The following is a 21,244-nucleotide window of genomic DNA, read 5'->3' as shown; positions in this document are numbered from 1 at the left end:
AACGGTGGCCGTCAGCCGTCCAGCATGCGGGCGAGGGCGTCCCGTTGCAGCGGAAGCACCTCGGCGTGCAGATCGCGGCCCTTGGCGGTGAGGGCGACCCAGACTCCGCGCCGGTCCTCCTGGCAGACCGTCCGCTCGACCAGCCCCTCCTTCTCCAGCCGGCCGATGAGACGCGACAGCGCGCTCTGGCTGAGATGGACCCGCCCGGCGATGTTCTGCACACGGCAGTGCTCGCCGGCGTCCGCCGCGGTGCTGGTGGCGAGGATGTCCAGCACCTCGAAGTCGCTGGCGCCGAGGCCGTGCGGATGCAGTGCACGGTCGATCTCGCACATCGTGCGCGCGTGCACCGACAGGATGTCCCGCCACCGCTCTTCGAGGCGGGCGCCGGTCGTCTTGGCTGCCATACATGCACGGTAACAGAATGCGGCGATTCATTGAGCATGCAACTAGTGCAGGCGCATGCAGCTCGGACCGTCTAGGACCCGGCGGAGTCCTGGACCAGGCCGATCGGATTCCCGTCCGCGTCCTTCACCGAGGCGATCAGCCTGCCGCCACCTACGTCCTGGACGTCCTGGAGCGTCTCTGCCCCGGCGGCGAGCAGGGCGGACAGGGCGGCCCTGATGTCCTCGACGGTCCAGTAGGGGACCGGACCCGTCATGCCCTTGGCGTGACCGTTGGGGTCCAGGCCGGTGTCCTGTCCGGCCGTCCTGAAGCCGACGTAGTACGGCTCGTCCGCGTACGGGTCGACGCCCAGCAGGGCGCCGAAGACGGCCTTCGCCCGGGCGAGGTCCTTGACGGGGTAGACGATGGTCTTGAGGCCACTGGTCATGGCGCACTCCTCCGTGCTGGTGGGAGCCGGCGTCCTCGCGCCGGCTCCTCCAACCTAGGGCGCGGAGCGGTGGACCGCTTCTCCGATCCTGACCGGTGCCTCCCGGCCCGTCCTCACGTCGACTGACGCCGCACCAGCTCCGTCGGCAGGATCACCGCGGCCGCGTCCTGGCCCCCGATCTGGGCGAGCAGGACCCGCACCATCTCGGAGCTGATCCGGTCCCAGGGCTGGCGGATGGTGGTGAGGGCGGGAGTGGCCGAGGTGGCGGCGGGGGAGTCGTCGAAACCGCCGACCGCCACGTCCTCGGGGACCCGCCGTCCCGCCTTGTGCAGGGCGGCGAGCACTCCCTGCGCCATCAGGTCGGAGGCGACGAAGACGCCGTCCATGTCGGGCGCCGCCGCCAGCAGCCGCTGTGCCCCGGCCTCGCCGCTGGCCCGGCTGTAGTCGCCGGACACGACGAGCCGCTCGTCGGCCTCGATGCCGGCCTCCGCGAGCACCTCGCGATACCCGGCGAGCCGCTCGACACCGCCCGGGGTGTCCAGCGGTCCGGTGACCATCCCGATGCGGCGGCGTCCCAGGGACAGCAGGTGGCGCACCATGTCACGGGCGCCGTCCCGGTCGTCCGCGGCGACGTAACTCACCTTGGAGCCGAGGCCGATGGGCTTGCCGCACGCGACGAGCGGCACGCCCGCCTCGCGCAGCTCCTCGGCGACCGGGTCGCCGGAGTGGCTGGAGACCAGCAGCACGCCGTCGACATGGCCGGCGGTGATGTACCGCGTGATGCGCCGCCGTTCGTCCCGCGTGCCCGCGAGCATCAGCAGCAACGGGATGTCGTGCGCGGCCAGGGCCTGTGTGCAACCACGCAGCAGCACATTGAAATTGGGGTCCTCGAAGAACCGTTCCTGGGGTTCCGTCAGCAGGAAGCCGATCGAGTCGGAGCGCCCCGTGATGAGCGAGCGTGCGTGCCGGTTGACGACGTAACCCGTTCTGCGGATGGCGGCGTTGACGGCTTCCTGCGCGGCCGGACTGACGTAGTGGCCGCCGTTGAGGACACGTGACACCGTCCCGCGCGAAACACCGGCCTCGCGCGCCACGTCGTGGATCGTCGGCGGCCTGCGTCTGCCCCCCGTGTTGTTCATGGTCACGACTTTACGGCTCCGGACAGCAGATCAAGGCTCCAGAACCGCTGGATGACCAGGAACAGGGCGATCAGCGGAACGACCGCCAGCAGGGCTCCGGTGATGACGAGGGTGTAGAGCGCCGGGGTGTTGGCTCCCTGTTCGAGCAGGGTGAACAGGCCCAGCGTGATCGGGAACTTCTCGTCGTCGCTGAGCATGATGTACGGCAGCAGGAAGTTGTTCCACACCGCGACGAACTGGAACAGGAACACCGTCACCAGTCCCGGCACCATCATCGGCAGCGCGATCCGGGTGAAGATGCGCCACTCGCTCGCCCCGTCCATCCGTCCCGCCTCCACCACGTCGGCGGGCACGGCCGCGGCGGCGTAGATCCGCGCGAGATACACGCCGTACGGGGACAGCACGAGGGGGAGGAGCACGGACGCGTAGGAGTCCGTGAGGTCGGCCTTGGCCAGCAGCAGGTACTGGGGGACGGCGAGGATCACCGGGGGCATCAGCACGCCGGCGAGCAGCACGTTGAACACGCTCTCGCGGCCCCGGAAACGGTAGACGGCGAGCGCGTAGCCGCTCAGTGCGGAGACCGCGGTCGACAGGAGCGCGCCGAGACCGGCGTACAGGGCGGAGTTGCCCATCCACCGCCAGTAGATGCCGTCGCGGTAGGCGTGGAGGTCCTTCAGGTTCTGGGTGAAGCCGGTGCCGGGCAGGAACGTGAAGGTGGAGAACAGCTCGCGGCCGGACTTGGTGGCCGCGATCACCACCCAGGCGACCGGCAGCAGGCAGTAGAGGGCGCCGAGCAGCAGCGTGATCGTCGGGACGAGGGCGATCCGGCGCCGGAGCGGCGGCCCCTGCGCGGTTCCGGGCGTCGTGCCGGCGGCCGGGACCGACTTGCGTACGGCAAGGGAACTCATCGTGCTTCCTCCTGCTTGTTACGGGAGTTCGCGGCCCGCAGGAAGGCGAAGGACAGCAGGAGGGTGGCGACGGCGATGAGCACGGCGGACGCGGCCGCCGAGTGGATGTCGCCCTTGCCGAAGGCGTCCTGGTACACCTTCATCAGCGGACTCCAGGTCGTGGAGACGGAGTTGGTGAGCGGTTTGAGGGTGGTCGGCTCGCTGAACACCTGGAGGGTCGCGATGATCGAGAAGAAGAAGGTGAGCACCAGCGAGGGCGCCACCATCGGGATCTTGATCCGCAGTGCGGTCTGCAGCGGCGTGGCGCCGTCCAGCTTCGCCGCCTCGTACACCTCGGCCGGGATCGCCCTGAGCGAGGTGTAGATGACGATCATGTTGAAGCCGGTGCCTCCCCAGATCGCGATGTTGGAGAGGGCCAGGTACAGCGGACCGCCGTCCAGCAGGTCCGGCTGGGGCAGGCCCAGTCTGTCGAGCACGAAGTAGAAGGGGCTGACGTCGGGCAGGTAGAGGAAGCCCCACAGCAGCGCGGCGACGACGCCGGGAATGGCGTACGGCAGGAAGATCGCGAGCCGGGTGACCGGCGCGAGGCGGACCCGCTCGGTGTCGAGCATCAGCGCGAAGACCAGCGCGAGGCCGAGCATGACGGGGACGACGATGGCGCCGTAGCCAAGGACGCGCAGCGCACCGCCGAGCAGCTCGGAGTCGGTGAACGCGTCGGTGTAGTTCTCCAGTCCCGCCCAGACCTCCTCGCGGGCGCCCGCGCCCAGGCCCAGGCCCTTGACCTGGACCTTGTGCAGGCTGAGCCAGATCGCGTAGCCGATGGGCAGGGCGAAGAAGAGGGCGAACAGGACGCCGGCGGGGAGGAGGAAGACGTAGGGGGCGCTGCGCGTCCGCTTGACGGGGGCGGCGTACGGGGCCTTCTCGGCCCCGTACGGCGTCCGGTGTGCTGTCGTCACCGAGCGACCTCGAAGCCCTGCTTCTTCAGGTCGGCGACCGTGTCGTCCTGCATCGTCCTCAGGGCGGCACCGAAGTCCGACCTGTTCTTGGCGGCGGCGGCGAAGGCGTCCTTGAAGGACGTGTACGCCACGTTCACGTTCGGGCCCCAGGCGGCGGGCGCGGTCGTGTCGGCGATCTTCGATGCCTGCGGGTAGAAGTCCGGCTGGCTGGAGAAGAAGGCCGGCGGCTTCAGGAAGGCCTCGCTGGTCTGCGCGGTCGTGGCGGCCGGGTAGATGCCGCCTTCCTTCGCCAGGGCGGTCAGCGCGTCCCGGTCCGTGTTCAGCCAGGCGGCGAACTTCGCGGCGGCCTCGCGGTGGCCGGAGTCGGTGGTGACGGCGGTCGACGAGCCGCCCCAGCTTCCGGTGACGTTCTCGGAGGCGGACCACTGCGGCAGCGGGGCCATCGCCCACTTGCCCTTGGTGTCGGGGGCGGCGGTGGTGAGAGTGCCCGGCGCCCACACCGCGCTCACCCAGGCGATCTGCTTGCCGGTGTTGAGCGCCTTGTTCCAGGCCGGCGTGTACATGGGCTGGTTGTCGATCGCGCCCTCCTTCACCAGCCCGCCCCAGAAGTCGGCGACCTTCCGCGTCGCCCCGTCGTCGATGGCGACCTTCCACTTGTCGCCCGAGGCCGTCCACCACTTGGCGCCGGCCTGCTGCGCGAGACCGGCGAAGAGCCCGGAGTCGTTGGCGGAGAACGTGGTGAGGTCCTTCTCCGGGGCCTTCTTCTTCAGCGCCCGGGCGGTCTCGGCGAACTCGTCCCAGGTCGTCGGGACCGTCAGTCCGTACTTCTTGAAGAGGTCCTCGCGGTAGTAGAACATCATCGGCCCGGAGTCCTGCGGGATCGCGTAGACCGCGTCCGAGCCCAGGGTGGTCTGCTGCCAGACGCCGTCGGCGAACTTGTCCTTCACCCCGTCCACGTCACCGGATATGTCGGCGAGGGCGTCGTTGCTGACCAGGGTCGGCAGGGCCTGGTACTCGGCCTGCACCAGGTCGGGGGCCTTCTTCGCCTTGTGCGCGGTGAGGATCTTGGTGACGAGCGTGTCACCGGACGCCTGCTTCTTGACCGTGACCTCGATCTGCTGCTTCCTGCCCGGCCCCTTGTTCCACAGGTCGACGACCTTGTCCATGCCCGGGGTCCAGGTCCAGTACGTCAGCGAGACCGGCCCCGACTCGGCCGTGTCGTCGTCCGACGAGCCGCAGCCGGCGAGTGCGGTGGCGCCGAGCGCGACGGCGACCGTACCGGCGGCGAGGCGGTGGAGCTTCTTGTTCGGCATGGAATGTTCTCCCCTGAGCTGGGTCCCCGCCTGCTGCGGACGACCTGCCATGCTTCTGTGAGCGTTCACAGTAGAGAAACATCCTGGACACTTGTCAATGGTTGTTGCTGTGCGGTTATGTTGGGCTCTCGCCGTCGGCGATGGCTGTGTACGTTCCCAAATGATCGATTAAACGGGAGAGATCCATGCCGGAGACCACCCCGAAGGGCCTCACCGGGCTCGCCTTCGGTGGGGACTACAACCCCGAGCAGTGGCCGGAGTCCGTCTGGCGGGAGGACGTCCGGCTCATGCGGGAGGCCGGCGTCACGATGGTGAGCGTCGGGATCTTCTCCTGGGCGCTCCTCGAACCCTCGCCGGGGACCTACGAGTTCGGCTGGCTCGACCGTGTCCTCGACCTGCTCCACGAGAACGGCATCCGGGCCGACCTCGGCACGCCGACCGTGGCTCCGCCCGTCTGGTTCTACCGCGCCCACCCCGAAGCGCTGCCGGTGGCCGCCGACGGCACCCGCTACGAGTTCGGCTCGCGCGGCGCCATCTGCCACAGCAACGCCGACTACCGCAGGGCCGCCGCAGCCGTCACCACCCAGCTCGCCACGAGGTACGCCGACCACCCGGCGCTCGCCCTGTGGCACGTCCACAACGAGTACGGCGTGCCGGTCTCCGCCTGCTACTGCGAGAGCTGCGCCGCCCACTTCCGCCGCTGGCTCACCCACGCGTACGGGACCGTGGACGCGCTCAACGAGGCCTGGGGCACCGCCTTCTGGGGCCAGCGCTACGCCGCGATCGACGAGGTCAACCCGCCGCGCGCGACCCCCACGGTCGGCAATCCGGCCCAGGCCCTGGACTACAAGCGGTTCGCGGACGCCACCCTGCGCGAGAACTTCGTCGCCGAGCGGGACATCCTGCACCGCCTCGCGCCCGGCATCCCCGTCACCACCAACTTCATGACCGCCCTGAGCCAGTGCGACTCCATCGACTACTGGGCCTGGGGCCGCGAGGTCGACCTCGTCACCAACGACCACTACCTGATCACCGACGGCCGCCGCACCCACGTGAACCTCGCCATGGCCGCCGACCTCACCCGCTCGGTGGGCGGCGGCGCGCCCTGGCTGCTGCTCGAACACTCCACGTCGGGGGTGAACTGGCAGCCGCGCAACCCCGCGAAGGCCCCCGGCCAGATGGCCCGCAACTCCCTGGCACACGTGGCCCGCGGTTCCGAGGGCGCGATGTTCTTCCAGTGGCGGCAGTCACGCCGCGGTGCCGAGAAGTTCCACTCGGCGATGCTGCCGCACGCCGGCACGGACTCGCGGGTGTGGCGCGAGGTCGTCGAACTCGGCTCCGCTGTCGAGTCGTTGGCCTCTCTCAAGGGCACGCGCACGGTCGCCGACGCCGCGATGCTCTGGGACTGGCAGTCCTGGTGGGCGCAGGGCCTCCAGTGGCGGCCCAGCGAGGACCACGACGCCCGCGAGCGCGCCGACGCGTTCTACGAGGCGCTCTACGACCGGCACCTCACGGTCGACTTCGCCCACCCGGAAGCCGACTTGTCGTCCTATCCCCTTGTCGTCGTACCCGCCCTGTACCTGATGACGGAGGCCGCCGGCAGGAACGTGCGCGCGTACGTCGAGAACGGCGGCACCCTCGTCGTCTCGTACTTCTCCGGCATCGTCGACGAGCACGACGCCGTGCACGACGGCGCGTACCCGGGGGCGCTGCGGGACGTACTCGGCCTGACCGTCGAGGAGTTCTCGCCGCTGCTCGCCGACGACCGGGTGCGCGTCACCGGACCCGACGGCCGCGGACTCACCGGCGACGTCTGGACCGAGTTCGTCGTGCCCCGCGGCGCCGAGACCGTGTGCACGTACGCCGACGGCCTCACCGCGGGCCGGCCGGCCGTCACCCGGCACCGCCTGGGCGCGGGTTCGGCCTGGTACGTGTCCACCCGTCTGGCCGCCCAGGGTCTCGACGCCCTGCTGGGCTGGGCGGCCGACGACGCCGGGATCGCACCGCGCGCCGACCTGCCGCGCGACGTCGAAGTGGTGCGCCGCAGCGGCGAGTCGGGCACCTACGTCTTCGCCGTCAACCACACCGCGTCGGACGCCAAGGTCCCGCTGGACGCCCACGGCACCGAGCTGCTGACGGGCGAGCACGCCGCCGGCCGCCTCGCGGTTCCCGCGGGCGCGGTCCGGGTTGTACGACTCGACGGCTGACCCCCCGGTGCGGCGCGGCCCACAGACGCACCGCACACCCGGGCGGGCCGACTTGTCCGACGGCGGCCGTGCCGCGCGTCGACGGCCCGCCCCCTCAGACACCGGCCGGACTCCGGGGGGACATCCGGCCGGTCACGGCGGTGCCGTGTCCGGGCCTTCGGGCTCGGCACCGCTCTCCCCCTGTCTCCCCGCCTTCGTCGAAGGGACGACGATGTTCCACGCGAGACGCGCCCTACGGACCCTGCTGATACCGCTCTTCGCGGGTCTGGCCCTCACCACCCTCCCCGCCGCCCCGGCCCACGCCGCCGCCACCCTCACCAACGGCGGCTTCGAGTCGAACGGCAGCGGGACGGCGACACCCACCGGCTGGTCGACGTACTCCGCGGCCGGCCAGAACGCCGCCTCCTTCACCGAGTCCGGCGGCCACAGCGGCGGTTACCGCCTCACCCACTGGTCGTCCTCCGCCTACAAGGTCGAGACCTACCAGTACCTGTCCGGCCTCACCAACGGGAAGTACACCCTCACCGCCTGGGCACGCTCCGGCGGCGGCCAGAATGCGGCCTACCTCGCGCTGAAGGGCTGCGGCAGCGCGGAGCAGCGCACCGACCTGCCCGTCTCCAGCAGCGGCTGGATCCGGATCGTCACCTCCGTCGCCGTGACGAACAACCAGTGCACGATCAGCGTCAACTCCGACGCCGGCGCGGGCAACTGGATCAATGTCGACGACCTGACCTTCACCTCCGGCGCCACCGCGGTCCCGGTCAAGGGCGCCGACATCTCCTCACTCGCCAAGAGCGAGGCCCTCGGCGGTGTCTACAGGAGCGGTTCAGGCACGAAGGGCGACGCGCTCGCCCTCCTCAAGTCCGCCGGCATGAACTACGCCCGCCTCAAGGTCTGGGTGAACCCGGCCGACGGCTACAACGACAAGACGCGCGTCCTCGCCCTCGCCAAGCGCGTCAAGGCCCAGGGCATGAAGCTCCTGGTCGACTTCCACTACTCGGACACCTGGGCCGATCCCGGCGCCCAGACCAAACCGGCGGCGTGGTCGGGCCACTCGTACAGCCGGCTCAAGACGGACGTGTACAACCACACGTACGACGTCCTCAACGCCCTGAAGGCGCAGGGCACCACCGCCGACATGGTGCAGATCGGCAACGAGACCAACGCCGGCATGCTCTGGTCCGAGGGCTCGACGGACAACTGGCCCCAGCTCGCCGGACTGCTCAACTCCGGCTACAGCGCCGCCAAGGCGGTCTCCTCGTCGACCGTCGTGGCCCTGCACCTCGCCAAGGGCGGCGACCTGGCGGGCACCCGCTGGTGGTTCGACAGCGCGGTCGCGAACGGCGTGCACTTCGACGCCGTCGGCCTGTCGTACTACGGCTACTGGCACGGTTCGTTCGCCGATTTCCAGACCACTCTGGACGACGCCGCGGCCCGTTACGGCAAGCCCGTCTTCGTCGCCGAGACGGCCTACCCGTTCCGTCTGGACAGCGACGACTCGCTCACCAACATCATCGACACCACCGGTGAGCTGGTCCCCGGCTATGCCGCCTCGCCGGCCGGGCAGACCGCCTGGATGCGGGACGTGACGAGCATCGTGGAGGCCGTCCCGAACGGCCGCGGACTCGGTGTCTTCTACTGGGAGGCCACCTGGACCGCGGTCACCGGCAACGGCTGGGACCCCGCGGACGCGGCCTCCGGGAACGGCTGGGAGAACCAGGCGCTGTTCGACTACGACGACAAGGCACTTCCGGCCTTGTCGTGGTTCAGTCACCGCTGAGCGTGTGAGGGCCCGGCTGCCGGGGCAGCCGGGCCCTCGGGGTGCCATGGGCCCGCCGCGACGTCCCGATGGCTGTTTCTGCCCGTCGGGCCCTCGGCAAAGGACACAAGGGCCCTGCACGTCACCTCCGGACGCGGGACAGTGGACCGAGAAGCCAGCCACGGAGGGGGACGAGATGCTGAAGGTGCCCGCCGGTGAAGACCGCCTGGAGATCCTGGAGTGGATGAGGAATCCCGCCGGATCCGCGACGCCGCGCGACCGGGACGCGGACGGCGTCAGCTCCACCTCGGTCGCCGCCGCGCTCGGCATGAGCCTTCCCGTCGCGAGCGCGCACCTGGACCTCCTCGCCCGGCTCGGGCTGCTGCGCGCCGAGCGCACCGGGGGACACACCGTCTACCGTCGTGACGAGTACCGCATCGCCGAGGTCAAGCACCTCTTCGAGAAGGGCTGGTAGCCGCGCACCGCCGCGGGAACCGCCCCCACGGCGAAAGGGAGAGGTACATGGCTCGCCCGCCCGGCACCGGCCGCCCCGCCGCGCTCATCCCCCGACGGTACGTCGGGATCGGCGGCCGGGGCCCCGAGGACGTGGTCGCCGACCCCCGGGGCCGGGTGCTGACCGGTGACGAGGACGGGCGCATCCTGCGCGTCGACGGCCTCACCGGTCCCGGTCCCGCCCGCGTCGAGGTGCTCGCGGAGACCGGCGGCAGACCCCTGGGCCTCGAACTTCTCCCGGACGGCGACCTGTTGGTGTGCGACGCGCGCCGAGGACTGCTGCGGGTCCGCCTCGGCGACGGGACCGTGCGCGTCCTCGCCGACTCGGCGGCCGGCGAGACCCTCCGCTTCTGCAGCAACGTGATCGCCCTCTCCGACGGAACCGTCTACTTCACCGTCTCCAGCCGGCACCACCCCCTCGAACACTGGATCGGCGACCTCGTCGAGCACACCGGAACCGGACGCCTGCTGCGCCTCGCGCCGGGTGACACGGAACCCGAAGTCGTCCTGGAGGGGCTCCAGTTCGCCAACGGCCTCGCGGCCGCGGCCGACGAGTCGTTCCTGGTCGTCGCGGAGACCGGGGCCGCCCGCCTCACCCGCCACCGGCTCACCGGACCGCGGGCCGGGCGGAGCGAGACCTTCGCCGACGACCTCCCCGGGCAGCCGGACAACATCTGGCGCGCGCCCGGGGGCCTGATCTGGGTGGCACTGGCCGGCCCCCGCGTCGCCGCCCTGGACTTCCTGCACCGGCGCGGCCCCGCCGTGCGCCGCGCCGCGGCCCGGGCGGCGGTACGCGCCCCCTTCCGTCCGGCCGGGTTCGCCGCTGTCCTGGCCTTCGACGACCAGGGCCGGACCGTGCACCGCCTGGAGCGCCGCCACGCAGGCTTCCGCATGGTCACCAGCGTGTGCGAGGCCGACGGCTCGCTCGTCCTGGGCAGCCTGTGGGAGAAGGGCCTCGCCGTCTGCGAACCGCCCGCCGCCGCGGACTGACCCGAGTGCGGCGGCGACGCCGCCGGAGCTACGCTGGTCACCGGCCGCGACCCTGTCCGCGGCGCGGTGGTGGGGCCCGCCGTACCCGAACCGCGGCACAGGCGCCGCCAACGGTCCCTACAGCGCGATGCCGCGCACCCGGTCCGACCGCGCCCCGGCGAGCAGGAGTCGTACGTCCATGTCAGTGCCGCACCCCGAGCGGGCCGACGCACCCCCGAACCGGGGTCCTTCCGCCCTCGCCGGTCCGGAGAACGCGCTGCCCGCCCCCGGGGGCCCGTTCTGGCGCGGTGAGGGGCCGGTCGTGGCGGCGGTCGCCCTCGGCGGCGGCATCGGCGCGGCCGCCCGGTACGGCGCGTCGCTGCTGTGGCCCGCGCAGACCGGCGGCTTCCCGTGGACCACGTTCGGGGTCAACGTCGCGGGCTGCGCGGTGTTCGGCGTCCTCATGGCGCTGATCACCGACGTGTGGGCGGCCCGCCGGCTGGTCCGGCCCTTCTTCGGCACCGGGGTCCTCGGTGGCTTCACCACCTTCTCGACGTACGCCGTCGACATCCAGCGCCTGGTCGACGCGGGCCGCGCCCCCACCGGGTTCGCCTACCTCACCGCGACCCTCTGTGCGGCGCTGGCGGCGGTATGGCTCGCGGTGACGGCGACGCGCCGCGCCCTGGCCGGGAGGCACCGATGACGAACGCGCGCGCCCGGCACGCGGACCGAGGGGACGAATCCGGCAGAACGGGTGGGAAAGGTAAGAGGTCGTTGTGAACTGGCTGCTCGTCATCGCCGGCGGCATGGTCGGCGCCCCGCTGCGCCATCTGACCGACCGGGCCCTGCGGTTCCGGCACGACACGCTCTTCCCCTGGGGCACCTTCACGGTGAACACCGCCGGCTGTCTGATCCTCGGCCTGCTGACCGGCGCCACCGCCGCGGGCGCCGCGACCTCGCACCTCCAGCTGCTGCTCGGCACGGGCCTGTGCGGCGCGCTCACCACGTACTCGGCCTTCTCCTACGAGACGCTGCGGCTGGCCGAGGGCGGCGCCCGGCTGCACGCGGCCGCCAACGTCGTCGCGAGCGTGGTGACGGGACTGGGCGCCGCCTTCGCGGGGGCCGCCCTGGCGGAGGCCTGGTGGTCCTAGACCGCGGGGTGCCCGCTCCTGGCCGGGGAGGCATGCGCGCGGTGCCCGCTCCTGGCCGGGGACGCATACGTCGGTGTAGTAAGACTGTGGCCGCCGCACTGCCTCCCTGAGAAGAACGGATCCCATGAGTGTCATCAGCGTCGGTCAGGCCGTCGTCCTCGGAGCCGTCGAGGGGGTGACCGAATTCCTGCCCGTCTCCTCGACCGGCCACCTCAAGATCACCGAGGGGCTGATGGGGATCCCCGTCGACGACGACGCCGTCGTCGGGTTCTCGGCGGTCATCCAGGTGGGCGCGATCGCCGCCGTGCTCGTGTACTTCTTCAAGGACATCGTCCGGATCGTCTCCGCCTGGGGCCGTGGCCTGCGCGACCCCGAGAAGCGCCACTCCCACGACTACAAGTTCGCCTGGTGGGTCATCTGCGCGACCGTGCCGATCGTGATCGTGGGTCTGACGGCCAAGCCGCTCATCGAGGGGCCGCTCGCCTCGCTGTGGGTGGTCGCGGCCTCCCTGATCGCGGGCAGCGGTGTCATGTGGGCCGCGGACCGGACGGGCCGGCACAAGCGCGGCGAGGACGACACCTCCTTCAAGGACGCCATGCTGGTCGGCAGCTCGCAGATCCTCGCCCTGCTCTTCCCCGGGTTCTCGCGCTCCGGCGCCACCATGTCGACCGCGCTCTTCCTGGACCTCGACCGGGTCGCCGCCACCCGGCTCTCCTTCTTCCTCGGCATCCCGGCGCTGACCGGCGCCGGCCTGTACGAGCTCAAGGACGCGCTGGGCACGGGGGTCGGCGCCGCACCGCTGGCGGCCGGGACGACCGTCTCCTTCGTCGTGGCGTACGGCTCCATCGCCTGGCTCCTGAAGTACGTCGCCAAACACTCCTTCAACGCCTTCGTGATCTACCGGATCGCCGTCGGGCTGCTGTTGTTCGGCCTGCTGGGAGCGGGCCTGCTCTGAGAGCGGCGCCTGCCCGGTGTCCCGCCCGGGCCCGGTGCGGGCCCGTCCGGGGGGAGCCCCCGGGCCGGGCGCGCGGCACAATGGCGATCATGTCCGTGTCCTCGTCCGCCCTCACCTTCCAGCCGGTGCTCGAACGCATCGCCACCGAGATCGCGCAGCGGCCCGGCCGCGGGCGGCCCGCCGACTACATCCCGGCGCTGGCCGCCTGCGACCCGCGCCGGTTCGGCATGGCCGTCGCGGAACTGGACGGCACGGTCTACGGCGTGGGGGACTGGCGGCAGCCGTTCTCCGCGCAGTCGATCACCAAGGTCTTCACGCTGGCGCTGGACCTGGCCCGGGAGGGCGACGAGCTCTGGGAGCACGTGGGCCGTGAACCGTCCGGCAACCCCTTCAACTCCCTGGTGCAGCTGGAGTACGAGAACGGCATCCCGCGCAATCCGTTCATCAACGCGGGCGCGCTCGTCGTCACCGACCGCCTTCAGACCCAGACCGGTGACGCGGCGGGCACGCTGCTGGAGTTCCTGCGGGCCGAGAGCGGCAACCGGGACCTCACCTTCGACGCGGAGGTCGCCGCCTCCGAGGCCGCGCACGGCGACCGCAACGCGGCGCTCGGTCACTTCATGGCGGCGTACGGGAACATCGGCAACGCGGTGCCCGTCCTGCTGGAGCAGTACTTCCGGCAGTGCTCGGTCGAGGCATCCTGCGCCGATCTCGCGCTGGCCACCGGTTTCCTGGCCCGCCACGGGGTGCGCGCCGACGGCTCCCGGCTGCTGACCCGCAGCCAGGCCAAGCAGGTCAACGCGGTCATGCTGACCTGCGGCACGTACGACGCGGCGGGGGACTTCGCCTACCGTGTCGGGCTGCCCGGCAAGAGCGGCGTCGGCGGCGGCATCATCGCGGTCGTACCGGGCCGGTGCACGCTGTGCGTGTGGAGCCCGGGACTCGACGAACGGGGCAACTCGGTGGCCGGGGTCGCGGCCCTCGACCGCTTCACCACGCTGACGGGACTGTCGGTGTTCTGAAGTCCGCCACCGGCGCCGGGTCAGCCGCGCGTGATCCGGACGCCCAGCAGCCGCAGGGCGAGCGCCACCGCGCCGGCACCCGCGGCGGCCGCGCCCGCGATCACTCCCGTCTCCGGCCAGCCGGTGCCGCCCCGGGGGGAGGGGCGGGGAGGCGGCGCGGCGGGACCGGCCTGCGCCGTCGCCGGGGCGGGCGGTGACGCGACGGCCGTGGCGGTCGGTGACGGCACGAGGGAACCGACCGGGGTGACCCGGCCGTCGGCGGCGAAGCCCCAGTCGAGCAGCGACCTGGCCTCCTCGTACACGGCGAGGGAGCCGCCCGCCTGAGGGTTCATCACGGTGACGACGAGCGTGCGCCCGCCCCGTCGCGCGGCGGCCACGAGCGTGCTGCCCGCGTTGCTCGTGTAGCCGTTCTTCACCCCGATCAGGCCCGGGTACGGTGCGACGCCGTCCGCGCCGGTGAGCAGCCGGTTGGTGTTCTGGATGTCGTACGCCCAGCCGCCCGCGGGAAAGCTGGCCCGCACGGTGGCGCAGTACCGGGCGAAGTCCGGGTTGCGCAGCCCGGCCCGGCCGAACACGGCGAGGTCGTACGCCGACGAGACCTGGCCGGGGGCGTCGTAACCGTCGGGGGAGACGACCCGGGTGTCGAGCGCGCCGAGGGCACGTGCCCTGGCCTGCATCTGGGCCGCGGTGGCGCGCCAGCCGCCGTTCAGGGAGGCCAGGACGTGCACGGCGTCGTTGCCCGAGTTCAGGAAGACGCCGCGCCACAGGTCGGCGACGCGGTAGGTGCGTCCCTCGGCGACCCCGACCCGGCTGCTGCCGTCGCCGATCCCCGTCAGCTCGGCCTCCGTGACGGTGTGTTCGACGCCGCCGGGCAGGACCGGCAGCACGGTGAGCGCGAAAAGGGTCTTGAGGGTGCTGGCGGGCGGCAGGGGGCGGTGCGCGTCGTGCCCGGCGAGCACCTCACCCGTGCGGGCGTCCGCCACCACCCACGACAGCGCGGAGACCTGGGGGAGCGCCGGGGCCCCGGCGAGGGGCAGGACCTGGGTTCCGGAGCGGTACAGCGACGGCGACGGCGAGGCCGCGGGTCCCGCCGCCCCCGGGTCCGTCCCGGCGCGGGCGACGGCCGGGCCCGGGGCGACGGCCAGCACGCCGACCGCGCAGGCGACGGAGCACGAGACGGCAATGCGGGTTGAGAATCCGATGGTCATACGATCAACGTAGGAATGGTTGCGCCGTCCGCCGGGGTGTCAGGGCCGGGCCGCCGGGTTCCAGCACCCGGATGCCGCATGTGGGCGGGTGTCAGGCCGCGGGCAGTGTCGGCTGGACCTGGCGCAGGAAGGCAGCGTTGCCCGGGGTGGCGCGCAGCCGCTCCAGGAGGGTTTCGAGGTTCGCCTGGCCGTCCCGCGTCTGCAGGGCGCGGCGCAGTCCTCGGACGGCCGCCAACTCGGGTGCGGGCAGCAGGAGTTCTTCGCGCCGGGTGCCGGAAGGGACGATGTCGACGGCCGGGAATACGCGCCGGGAGGCGAGTGTCCTGTCCAGGCGGAGTTCCATGTTGCCGGTGCCCTTGAGCTCCTCGAAGAAGAAGTCGTCGGCGCGGGAACCGGTCTCGACCAGGGCCGTGGCGAGGATCGTGAGGGAACCGCCCTCCTCGGCCAGGCGTGCGGCTCCGAAGAGCTGCTTGGGACGCTGGAGCGCGGACGCGTCGACGCCGCCGCTGAGGGTGCGGCCACCGGCGGCGGCCGCGTTGTTGTGGGCCCGGCACAGCCGGGTGAGGGAGTCCAGGAGGATGACGACGTCCTGTCCCGCCTCGACGAGCCGCTTCGCCCGCTCGACGACGAGTTCGGCGAGCGCGATGTGCTGCTTGGGCGTCCGGTCGAAGGTCGAGGCGTACACCTCGCCGCGTACCGAGCGCCGCATGTCGGTGACCTCCTCGGGCCGCTCGTCGAGCAGCACCACCATGAGGTGGCACTCCGGGTGGTTGCCGGCGACGGCCGCGGCGATCTGCTGGAGCAGCACCGTCTTGCCGGTCCTGGGCGGCGCCACGATCAGGCCGCGCTGGCCCTTGCCGACGGGCGCCAGGAGGTCGACGACGCGTCCGGCCAGGCCGCTCGCCGGGTGTTCCAGGCGGAGCCGCTCGCGAGGGTGCAGCGGGGTGAGGTCGCGGAAGTGCGGGCGGTGGCGCAGCTCCTGGGGGTCGCGGCCGTTGACCGACAGCACCTCGGCGAGGGCGCGGGCTCCGCCGCGTACGCCTTCGAGGGTGTCGCCCGTGCGCAGTCCGTGCCGGCGGATGAGCGCGGCGGGGACCTGCACGTCGGACGGGGTGGCCTCGCAGCTCGCGCGGCGCAGGTGCCCCTGCCCGTTGTGCGCGATGTCGAGGATGCCGCGGGCCTGCGCCGGGAACTGCTGCTGCACCGGGGGGTGTTCGAGTGTGGTGGTCATGCGAGGTCCTTTCCAGGACGGATTCATCAGGTCACGAGAGGGGGAGGGGGAGAGCCGGAGAGGCGGCGTTGTTCACGCCTCGTGCGGCAGGAAGGCGTCACCACGGGTGCGGCGGACGGATGAGGACGACGAAGACGTCCGTGTCCGTGCGCGGGAGGTGCTGCCGAGAAGCCGGGACCGCCGGTCCGCTGAGGACGAGCGCTACAGCTGGAGGAGAGGGATTCCGCACCGGCACCCCGAGAAGGGGTGTACACAAGTGCTGATGGAACGGTACCACACAGTGCGGCGCGGGCGGGGGAGCGGCTCGGTCCGGTGCGGGCGGCGACGGGTCGGGCGGCCCGCACGAGGGTGGTCCGTCCGTTCCTCACCGACCTGGTGCGCCGCGCCACGAGCGGGCAGAATCGGCCCCCGTACGGCCCGACTCCCCATGTCCGTCAGGAGAAACCGGTGGAGAGCACGCCCGGAGTGCCGCACACCATGGACCCGGCCGGCGGCTGCCCGCACGCGGCCAACGCGCGACTGCTGGCGCGCGGCACGGTCGCGCACGTCGTCCTGCCCGGCGGGGTCGAGGGCATGGCCGTGCTCGGGCATGACGTGCTGAAGGAGTTCCTCGCCCATCCCGACGTGGCCAAGAGCCCCCGGCACTTCACCGCGCTCCAGGAGGGACGGATCGCCGCCGGCTGGCCCCTGCTGACCTTCGCCACCGTCCAGGGGATGACGACCGCCGACGGCGAGGACCACCGGCGGCTCCGGGCGCTGGTGAGCAAGGCGTTCACGCCCCGGAGGGTCGAGGAACTGCGGCCGAGGGTTGAGGAGTTGGCCGCCAGGCTGCTCGACGACCTGCAAGCGGCGGCGAACGCGGGAGGCGGAGTCGCCGATCTGCGGCGGCACTTCGCGCTGCCGCTGCCGATGGGAGTCATCGGCGAACTCCTCGGCGTCGACGCCGAGTTCCGCGACACGCTGCACCACCTGTCGAACAAGGTGGTGGCCACGGACACCGGGCCCGAGGAGGCCGTCGCCGCGAACCGTGAACTGGTGGACGTGCTGAGCGCCGTGGCGGCGGCCCGGGCCGAGCAGCCGGGCGACGACCTGACCAGCGCGCTGACAGCCGCCCGGGACGAGGACGGCGGGCGGCTCAGCCGGCCGGAACTCATCGGCACCCTGCTGCTGATGATCATCGCCGGGCACGAGACCACACTGAACCTCATCACGAACGCCGTACGCGCGCTGTGCGGTCACCGGGATCAGCTGGCGGCGGTCAGGGACGGTGCGGCGGGCTGGCCGGACGTGGTCGACGAGACGCTGCGCTGGGACGCGCCGGTCAGCTACTTCCCGTTCCGCTATCCGGTGCGGGATCTGACGGTCGACGGCACGCTCATCCCCAAGGGCACGCCGGTGCTCGCCGGTTACTCCGCCGCCGGGCGTGACCGGGCCGCGCACGGGGCGGACGCCGGCCGTTTCGACGTGACCCGGCCACGCAGGCCCGATGCCGTACGGAATCTCTCCCTCGGGCACGGGGCGCACTACTGTCTCGGCGCCCCGCTGGCCCGGATGGAGGCGGCCATCGCCCTGGAACGGCTGTTCGCCCGTTTCCCGGACCTCGACCTCGCCGTGCCCGAACAGGAACTCCCGCGGTCCTCCAGTTTCGTCGGCAACAGCGTGCGCGAACTGCCCGTACGCCTCTGAATGCGTCGGTGCGCGCGGTGCCGGCGCCCTCCGATCGTCGTAAGCTGCACGCGATGTTCACTCCCGAGGGTCCGACCCTGCGCGAACTGGCCGTTCAGGCCCTCTCGTCCGTCGAGCACGGCTACGACCTGCTCGCGCCGAAGTTCGACCACACCCCGTTCCGGACACCCGACGCGATCCTCGACGCCGTGGCACGGGCGCTCGGCCGGCTCGGGCCCGTCGGCCACGGGCTCGACCTGTGCTGCGGCACCGGCGCCGGTCTGGCGGTGCTGAGCGCGCTGTGCGGCCGGAGCGCCACCGGTGTCGACATCAGTGCGGGAATGCTGGCGGTGGCGCGGGACCGGCATCCGCGCCCTGCGAGGGCCGGCGCACCGCGCGTCTCCTGGGTGCGCGGCGACGCCCGTGCCCTCCCCTTCGGGCCGGTCTTCGATCTCGTCGTCAGCTTCGGGGCGTTCGGGCACTTCCTGCCGCGGGAGCTGCCGGGCCTCTTCCGCGGGGTGCACGCCGTCCTGCGGCCGGGCGGTCGCTTCGCGTTCCCCGTCGCCGCCCCGGCCCCGCCGAGCTCGCCCTGGTACTGGGCCCTGCTCGGCTTCGACGCAGCGATGCGGGTGCGCAACGCCGTCCGGCGCCCGCCGTTCGTGATGTACTACCGGGCCTTCCGCCTGGGTGACGTGCGGCGGGAGCTGGAGCGGGCGGGCTTCGCGGTCGAACTGCACGCCCTGCCCGAGTTCGGACGCAGGCGCGACGGCAGCCCGCGCTGCCGCATGGTCGTCGCGACGCGCACGGACGCGACGACACCCGGCTGAGCACACCCGTCGGCGGTGATGTCCTCCGGGAAGGACGTCACCGGTCCCGCGTCAGCTCTTGATGAAGTCCAGCAGGTCGGCGTTGAACGCCTTCTCGTACTCGCCCACCAGGCCGTGCGGGGCGCCCGGGTAGACCTTGAGGGTGGCGTCCTTGACGAGCTTGGCCGTCTTGTGGCCGGCGGCGCCGATCGGCACGATCTGGTCGTCGTCGCCGTGCGCGACGAGCGTCGGTACGTCGATGCGCGCCAGGTCCTCGGTGAAGTCCGTCTCCGAGAACTGCTTGACGCAGTCGTAGGCGGCCTTCACGCCGACCTGCATGCTCCACAGCCAGAAGGCGCGTCCACGGGACCCACGACCGGGGCGCTCACCTCTGCGGTGTCCGCGTACGTCTTCCGTGTAAGTCCCGGCCCGGGAGGCGCGGGATGTCACCCGGCCGCGGGCAGGGTGAACTCGTACACGAGCGCGTCCTGCTGGGTCTCCACGACCAGGTCCGTGATCTCCAGTGGCCGGTCGTACTGGTCGTGCACCCGCCGGGTGACGCGCACCGACCGGGGCAGCTGCGAGATGGAGTCCCGGTGGTGCAGGGCCAGGCCCGCCCTGCGCATCCAGTCGTAGGCCCGCCGCAGGTGCGCCGACCCGCTGCCGTCCGCGCGGTCGCGGTAGCGGGCGAGCTCCTCGACCTCGGCGAGGGCGACCGCGGAGAAGGACGTCACGGCCGTCCGCAGGCCGGTCCCGTCCGCGGCCGCCGACTCGTAGCGGTGGACCAGCGTCGGCCGCTGCGGGGCGAGACCGAGCGCCCGGGCGTGCTCCGGCGGGGGAGCCTCCCAGGTGACGCTGGTCCGGTGCACGGCGCACGCTTCGGTGGTCTGCGCTCCGAGGGGGAAGTCCAGGGAGGGCACGTGCTCGACGGTGGTGCCGGGCAGCGTGGCATGACTGCCGCGCCGGTCCGTGGAGACCAGTCCGCTGCCGCGCAGCATCTGCAGGGCCTGGCGGACGGTCTCGCGGCTGACGCCGAACCGCGAGGCCAGAGCCCGTTCCCCGGGCAGGCGTTCGCCCGGCGGGATGTTTCCCTCCCGCAGCTCGTCGAGCAGTTGCGTCGCGATGCGCCGGTAGCGGGGCTCGTGGTCGGTCGTGGGGACGGTGCGGGACATGTCCGCGCCTCCTGTTGGTGACAAGGTGTAGCCGTACGGGCTCGTTGCGCGACCACAATTAGCATTGGTCTAAACCACTAGGGAAGAGCAACCCGCCGGTTCGGCCGATTTCAGCCCGTACCACCTCGCGACGCGGGCGTCCTCATAGCGCGCCGTACAGAGCGTCCACCAGCGTCGTCTTGCGCGGGTCGTCGGCGATGTGCGGGCCCATGCGGTTCATCACGTACCCCAATGAGACACCCGCCTCCGGGTCCGCGAGACCGCAGGAGCCCCCGAAGCCGTCGTGTCCGAAAGCCCTGGGGTTGGGCCCGTACGAGCCGTTGGGTCCACTGAGCCACAGCCCGAGGCCGAGTTCCGTCTCGTGCGCGAAACCCGCCCCCAGCACCAGGTCGCGGCAGCCGCCCTGTCCCTCGCGCACCCGCTCGGCCGCTCCCGCCGACAGCACCTGCCGGGAGCCGTACGAGCCCCGTCCGGCGAAGATCCCGTACAGCGCGGCGACCGCGCGCGCCGTGCCGTGACCGTTGGCCGCGGGAATCTCGGCCGCCCGCCACTGCGCGGTGCCGGCCTCGGCGGCACCGACGGGCGGGTTGGCGAGCGCCGCCAGCGCCGCGGGCGCCAACCCGGCGAAGACCGCCGCCTGTCCGCTCGTCGTCGCGGCCGGCGGATGCACCAGCTCGGCCGCCCGCCCGGCCTCCTTCTCGGGCAGTCCGATCGTGAAGTCGATCCCGAGCGGCCCCGTCACCTCCCGTTCCAGGAACGCCCCCGGCAGCAGCCCGGAGACCCTCCGCACCACCTCTCCGACCAGGAACCCGTAGGTCAGCGCGTGATACCCGGACCGCGTCCCCGGCTCCCACCACGGCTCCTGCGCCGCGAGCCGCGCGACCGTCAGCTCCCAGTCGCAGAGCTGCTCCAGGGTGTGCGGCTCCCGCAGCCCCGACAGTCCCGCCCGGTGCGACAGCAGATGCCGTACGAGCACGGACTCCTTGCCCGCCGCCGCGAACTCCGGCCAGTACGCGGCCACGGGCGCGTCGAAGTCGAGCAGCCCCCGGTCGGCGAGGATGTGCGCGCACAGCGCGGTCGGGCCCTTCGACGTCGACCACACGTTCACCAGCGTCTCGCTCTCCCAGGGGCGGGTGCGGGCGGCATCGGCCCAGCCGCCCCACAGGTCCACCACAATCTCCCCGCCGAGGACGACGGCCACCGCCGCGCCGAGCTCCTCGCGCGCGCGGAAGTTCTCCTCGAACGCCGTGCGCACCGCCGAGAAGCGCGGGTCGCAGTGACCGTGCACCTGAGGTACTTGCGGGGACATGGGACCTCCGTCGTCCGTCGTGGGGGGGGGGGGGGGGGGAGGGGGTTGGTCTTGCCGAAATGCAGCGCGACGGTGTACGGGGAGAAGAAGCAGGAGCAACCCCCCCCCCCTCCCCTCCCCCCCTCCCCCCCC

The 21,244-nt window shown here is 72.1% G+C and carries 20 protein-coding genes and 1 pseudogene; 10 read left to right on the top strand and 11 right to left on the bottom strand.

Going from position 1 to position 21,244, the window contains the following annotated elements:
• Positions 1–11: 11 nt before the first annotated feature.
• The 6 genes from AC069T_RS02470 to AC069T_RS02445 form a co-directional block, all read right to left on the bottom strand.
• Positions 12–404 (bottom strand): MarR family winged helix-turn-helix transcriptional regulator, encoded by a 393-nt coding sequence (locus AC069T_RS02470; RefSeq protein WP_478780928.1) that lies wholly within the window; start codon positions 402–404, stop codon positions 12–14.
• Positions 405–475: 71 nt separating this feature from the next.
• The gene (locus tag AC069T_RS02465; RefSeq protein WP_476751000.1) at positions 476–829 is read right to left on the bottom strand and encodes a VOC family protein; all 354 of its coding nucleotides are present in this window, start codon (positions 827–829) and stop codon (positions 476–478) included.
• Positions 830–942: 113 nt separating this feature from the next.
• Positions 943–1,974, bottom strand: coding sequence for a LacI family DNA-binding transcriptional regulator (locus tag AC069T_RS02460; protein ID WP_478780927.1), 1,032 nt, complete (start codon positions 1,972–1,974; stop codon positions 943–945).
• Entirely contained in the window at positions 1,971–2,876 is a 906-nt protein-coding gene (locus AC069T_RS02455; RefSeq protein ID WP_478780926.1) for a carbohydrate ABC transporter permease, read from the bottom strand. Before AC069T_RS02455 ends, AC069T_RS02460 begins: the two co-directional genes overlap by 4 nt.
• Positions 2,873–3,832, bottom strand: a complete 960-nt coding sequence (locus AC069T_RS02450) for a carbohydrate ABC transporter permease (RefSeq protein ID WP_478780925.1) — start codon at positions 3,830–3,832, stop codon at positions 2,873–2,875. The genes AC069T_RS02455 and AC069T_RS02450 overlap by 4 nt, the downstream gene beginning before the upstream one ends.
• Positions 3,829–5,145: an ABC transporter substrate-binding protein gene (locus tag AC069T_RS02445; RefSeq protein WP_478780924.1), complete on the bottom strand. Its 1,317-nt coding sequence runs from the start codon at positions 5,143–5,145 to the stop codon at positions 3,829–3,831. Before AC069T_RS02445 ends, AC069T_RS02450 begins: the two co-directional genes overlap by 4 nt.
• A 185-nt stretch (positions 5,146–5,330) precedes the next feature.
• Between AC069T_RS02445 and AC069T_RS02440 the strand changes: the two genes are divergently transcribed.
• From AC069T_RS02440 to AC069T_RS02405, 8 genes are all read left to right on the top strand, one after another.
• Entirely contained in the window at positions 5,331–7,352 is a 2,022-nt protein-coding gene (locus AC069T_RS02440; RefSeq protein WP_478780923.1) for a beta-galactosidase, read from the top strand.
• Positions 7,353–7,563: 211 nt separating this feature from the next.
• On the top strand, positions 7,564–9,132 hold the full coding sequence (locus AC069T_RS02435; RefSeq protein WP_478780922.1) for a glycoside hydrolase family 53 protein: 1,569 nt from the start codon (positions 7,564–7,566) through the stop codon (positions 9,130–9,132).
• Between the two features lie 175 nt (positions 9,133–9,307).
• Positions 9,308–9,586, top strand: coding sequence for an ArsR family transcriptional regulator (locus AC069T_RS02430; RefSeq protein WP_478780921.1), 279 nt, complete (start codon positions 9,308–9,310; stop codon positions 9,584–9,586).
• A gap of 47 nt (positions 9,587–9,633) precedes the next feature.
• Complete coding sequence (locus AC069T_RS02425; protein WP_478780920.1) at positions 9,634–10,614, top strand: SMP-30/gluconolactonase/LRE family protein; 981 nt, start codon at positions 9,634–9,636, stop codon at positions 10,612–10,614.
• Positions 10,615–10,792: 178 nt separating this feature from the next.
• Positions 10,793–11,296, top strand: a complete 504-nt coding sequence (gene crcB / locus AC069T_RS02420; RefSeq protein WP_478780919.1) for a fluoride efflux transporter CrcB — start codon at positions 10,793–10,795, stop codon at positions 11,294–11,296.
• A 73-nt stretch (positions 11,297–11,369) separates the two neighbouring features.
• Entirely contained in the window at positions 11,370–11,744 is a 375-nt protein-coding gene (gene crcB / locus AC069T_RS02415) for a fluoride efflux transporter CrcB (RefSeq protein WP_478780918.1), read from the top strand.
• Between the two features lie 124 nt (positions 11,745–11,868).
• Positions 11,869–12,699, top strand: coding sequence for an undecaprenyl-diphosphate phosphatase (locus AC069T_RS02410; RefSeq protein WP_478780917.1), 831 nt, complete (start codon positions 11,869–11,871; stop codon positions 12,697–12,699).
• A gap of 80 nt (positions 12,700–12,779) precedes the next feature.
• Entirely contained in the window at positions 12,780–13,721 is a 942-nt protein-coding gene (locus AC069T_RS02405) for a glutaminase (RefSeq protein WP_478780916.1), read from the top strand.
• A 20-nt stretch (positions 13,722–13,741) separates the two neighbouring features.
• On the opposite strand, the gene AC069T_RS02400 is transcribed toward AC069T_RS02405, so the two are convergent.
• Both AC069T_RS02400 and rho read right to left on the bottom strand, forming a co-directional pair.
• Positions 13,742–14,929, bottom strand: a complete 1,188-nt coding sequence (locus AC069T_RS02400; RefSeq protein ID WP_478780915.1) for a D-alanyl-D-alanine carboxypeptidase family protein — start codon at positions 14,927–14,929, stop codon at positions 13,742–13,744.
• Between the two features lie 91 nt (positions 14,930–15,020).
• Entirely contained in the window at positions 15,021–16,187 is a 1,167-nt protein-coding gene (gene rho / locus AC069T_RS02395; RefSeq protein WP_478780914.1) for a transcription termination factor Rho, read from the bottom strand.
• 450 nt (positions 16,188–16,637) lie between these two features.
• Here rho and AC069T_RS02390 point away from each other — a divergent pair, with 450 nt between their 5' ends.
• Entirely contained in the window at positions 16,638–17,846 is a 1,209-nt protein-coding gene (locus AC069T_RS02390) for a cytochrome P450 family protein (RefSeq protein ID WP_478781123.1), read from the top strand.
• Between the two features lie 53 nt (positions 17,847–17,899).
• Positions 17,900–18,652: a class I SAM-dependent methyltransferase gene (locus tag AC069T_RS02385; protein WP_478780913.1), complete on the top strand. Its 753-nt coding sequence runs from the start codon at positions 17,900–17,902 to the stop codon at positions 18,650–18,652.
• A gap of 51 nt (positions 18,653–18,703) precedes the next feature.
• Here the strand turns inward: AC069T_RS02385 and AC069T_RS02380 are convergent, their stop codons facing one another.
• The 3 genes and pseudogenes from AC069T_RS02380 to AC069T_RS02370 all read right to left on the bottom strand — a co-directional run bounded on the left by AC069T_RS02380 (position 18,704) and on the right by AC069T_RS02370 (position 21,112).
• The gene (locus AC069T_RS02380; protein ID WP_478781122.1) at positions 18,704–19,480 is read right to left on the bottom strand and encodes an alpha/beta fold hydrolase; all 777 of its coding nucleotides are present in this window, start codon (positions 19,478–19,480) and stop codon (positions 18,704–18,706) included.
• Positions 19,481–19,599: 119 nt separating this feature from the next.
• Positions 19,600–19,803: pseudogene (locus tag AC069T_RS02375) on the bottom strand (GntR family transcriptional regulator); the annotation flags it as partial.
• Between the two features lie 142 nt (positions 19,804–19,945).
• A complete protein-coding gene (locus AC069T_RS02370) occupies positions 19,946–21,112 on the bottom strand; it encodes a serine hydrolase domain-containing protein (protein WP_478780912.1) in 1,167 nt (388 codons plus the stop codon).
• Between the last annotated feature and the right edge of the window lie 132 nt (positions 21,113–21,244).

The organism is Streptomyces sp. NPDC043867 (assembly GCF_056435845.1).
This window is presented reverse-complemented; position numbering and strand designations above follow the sequence as displayed.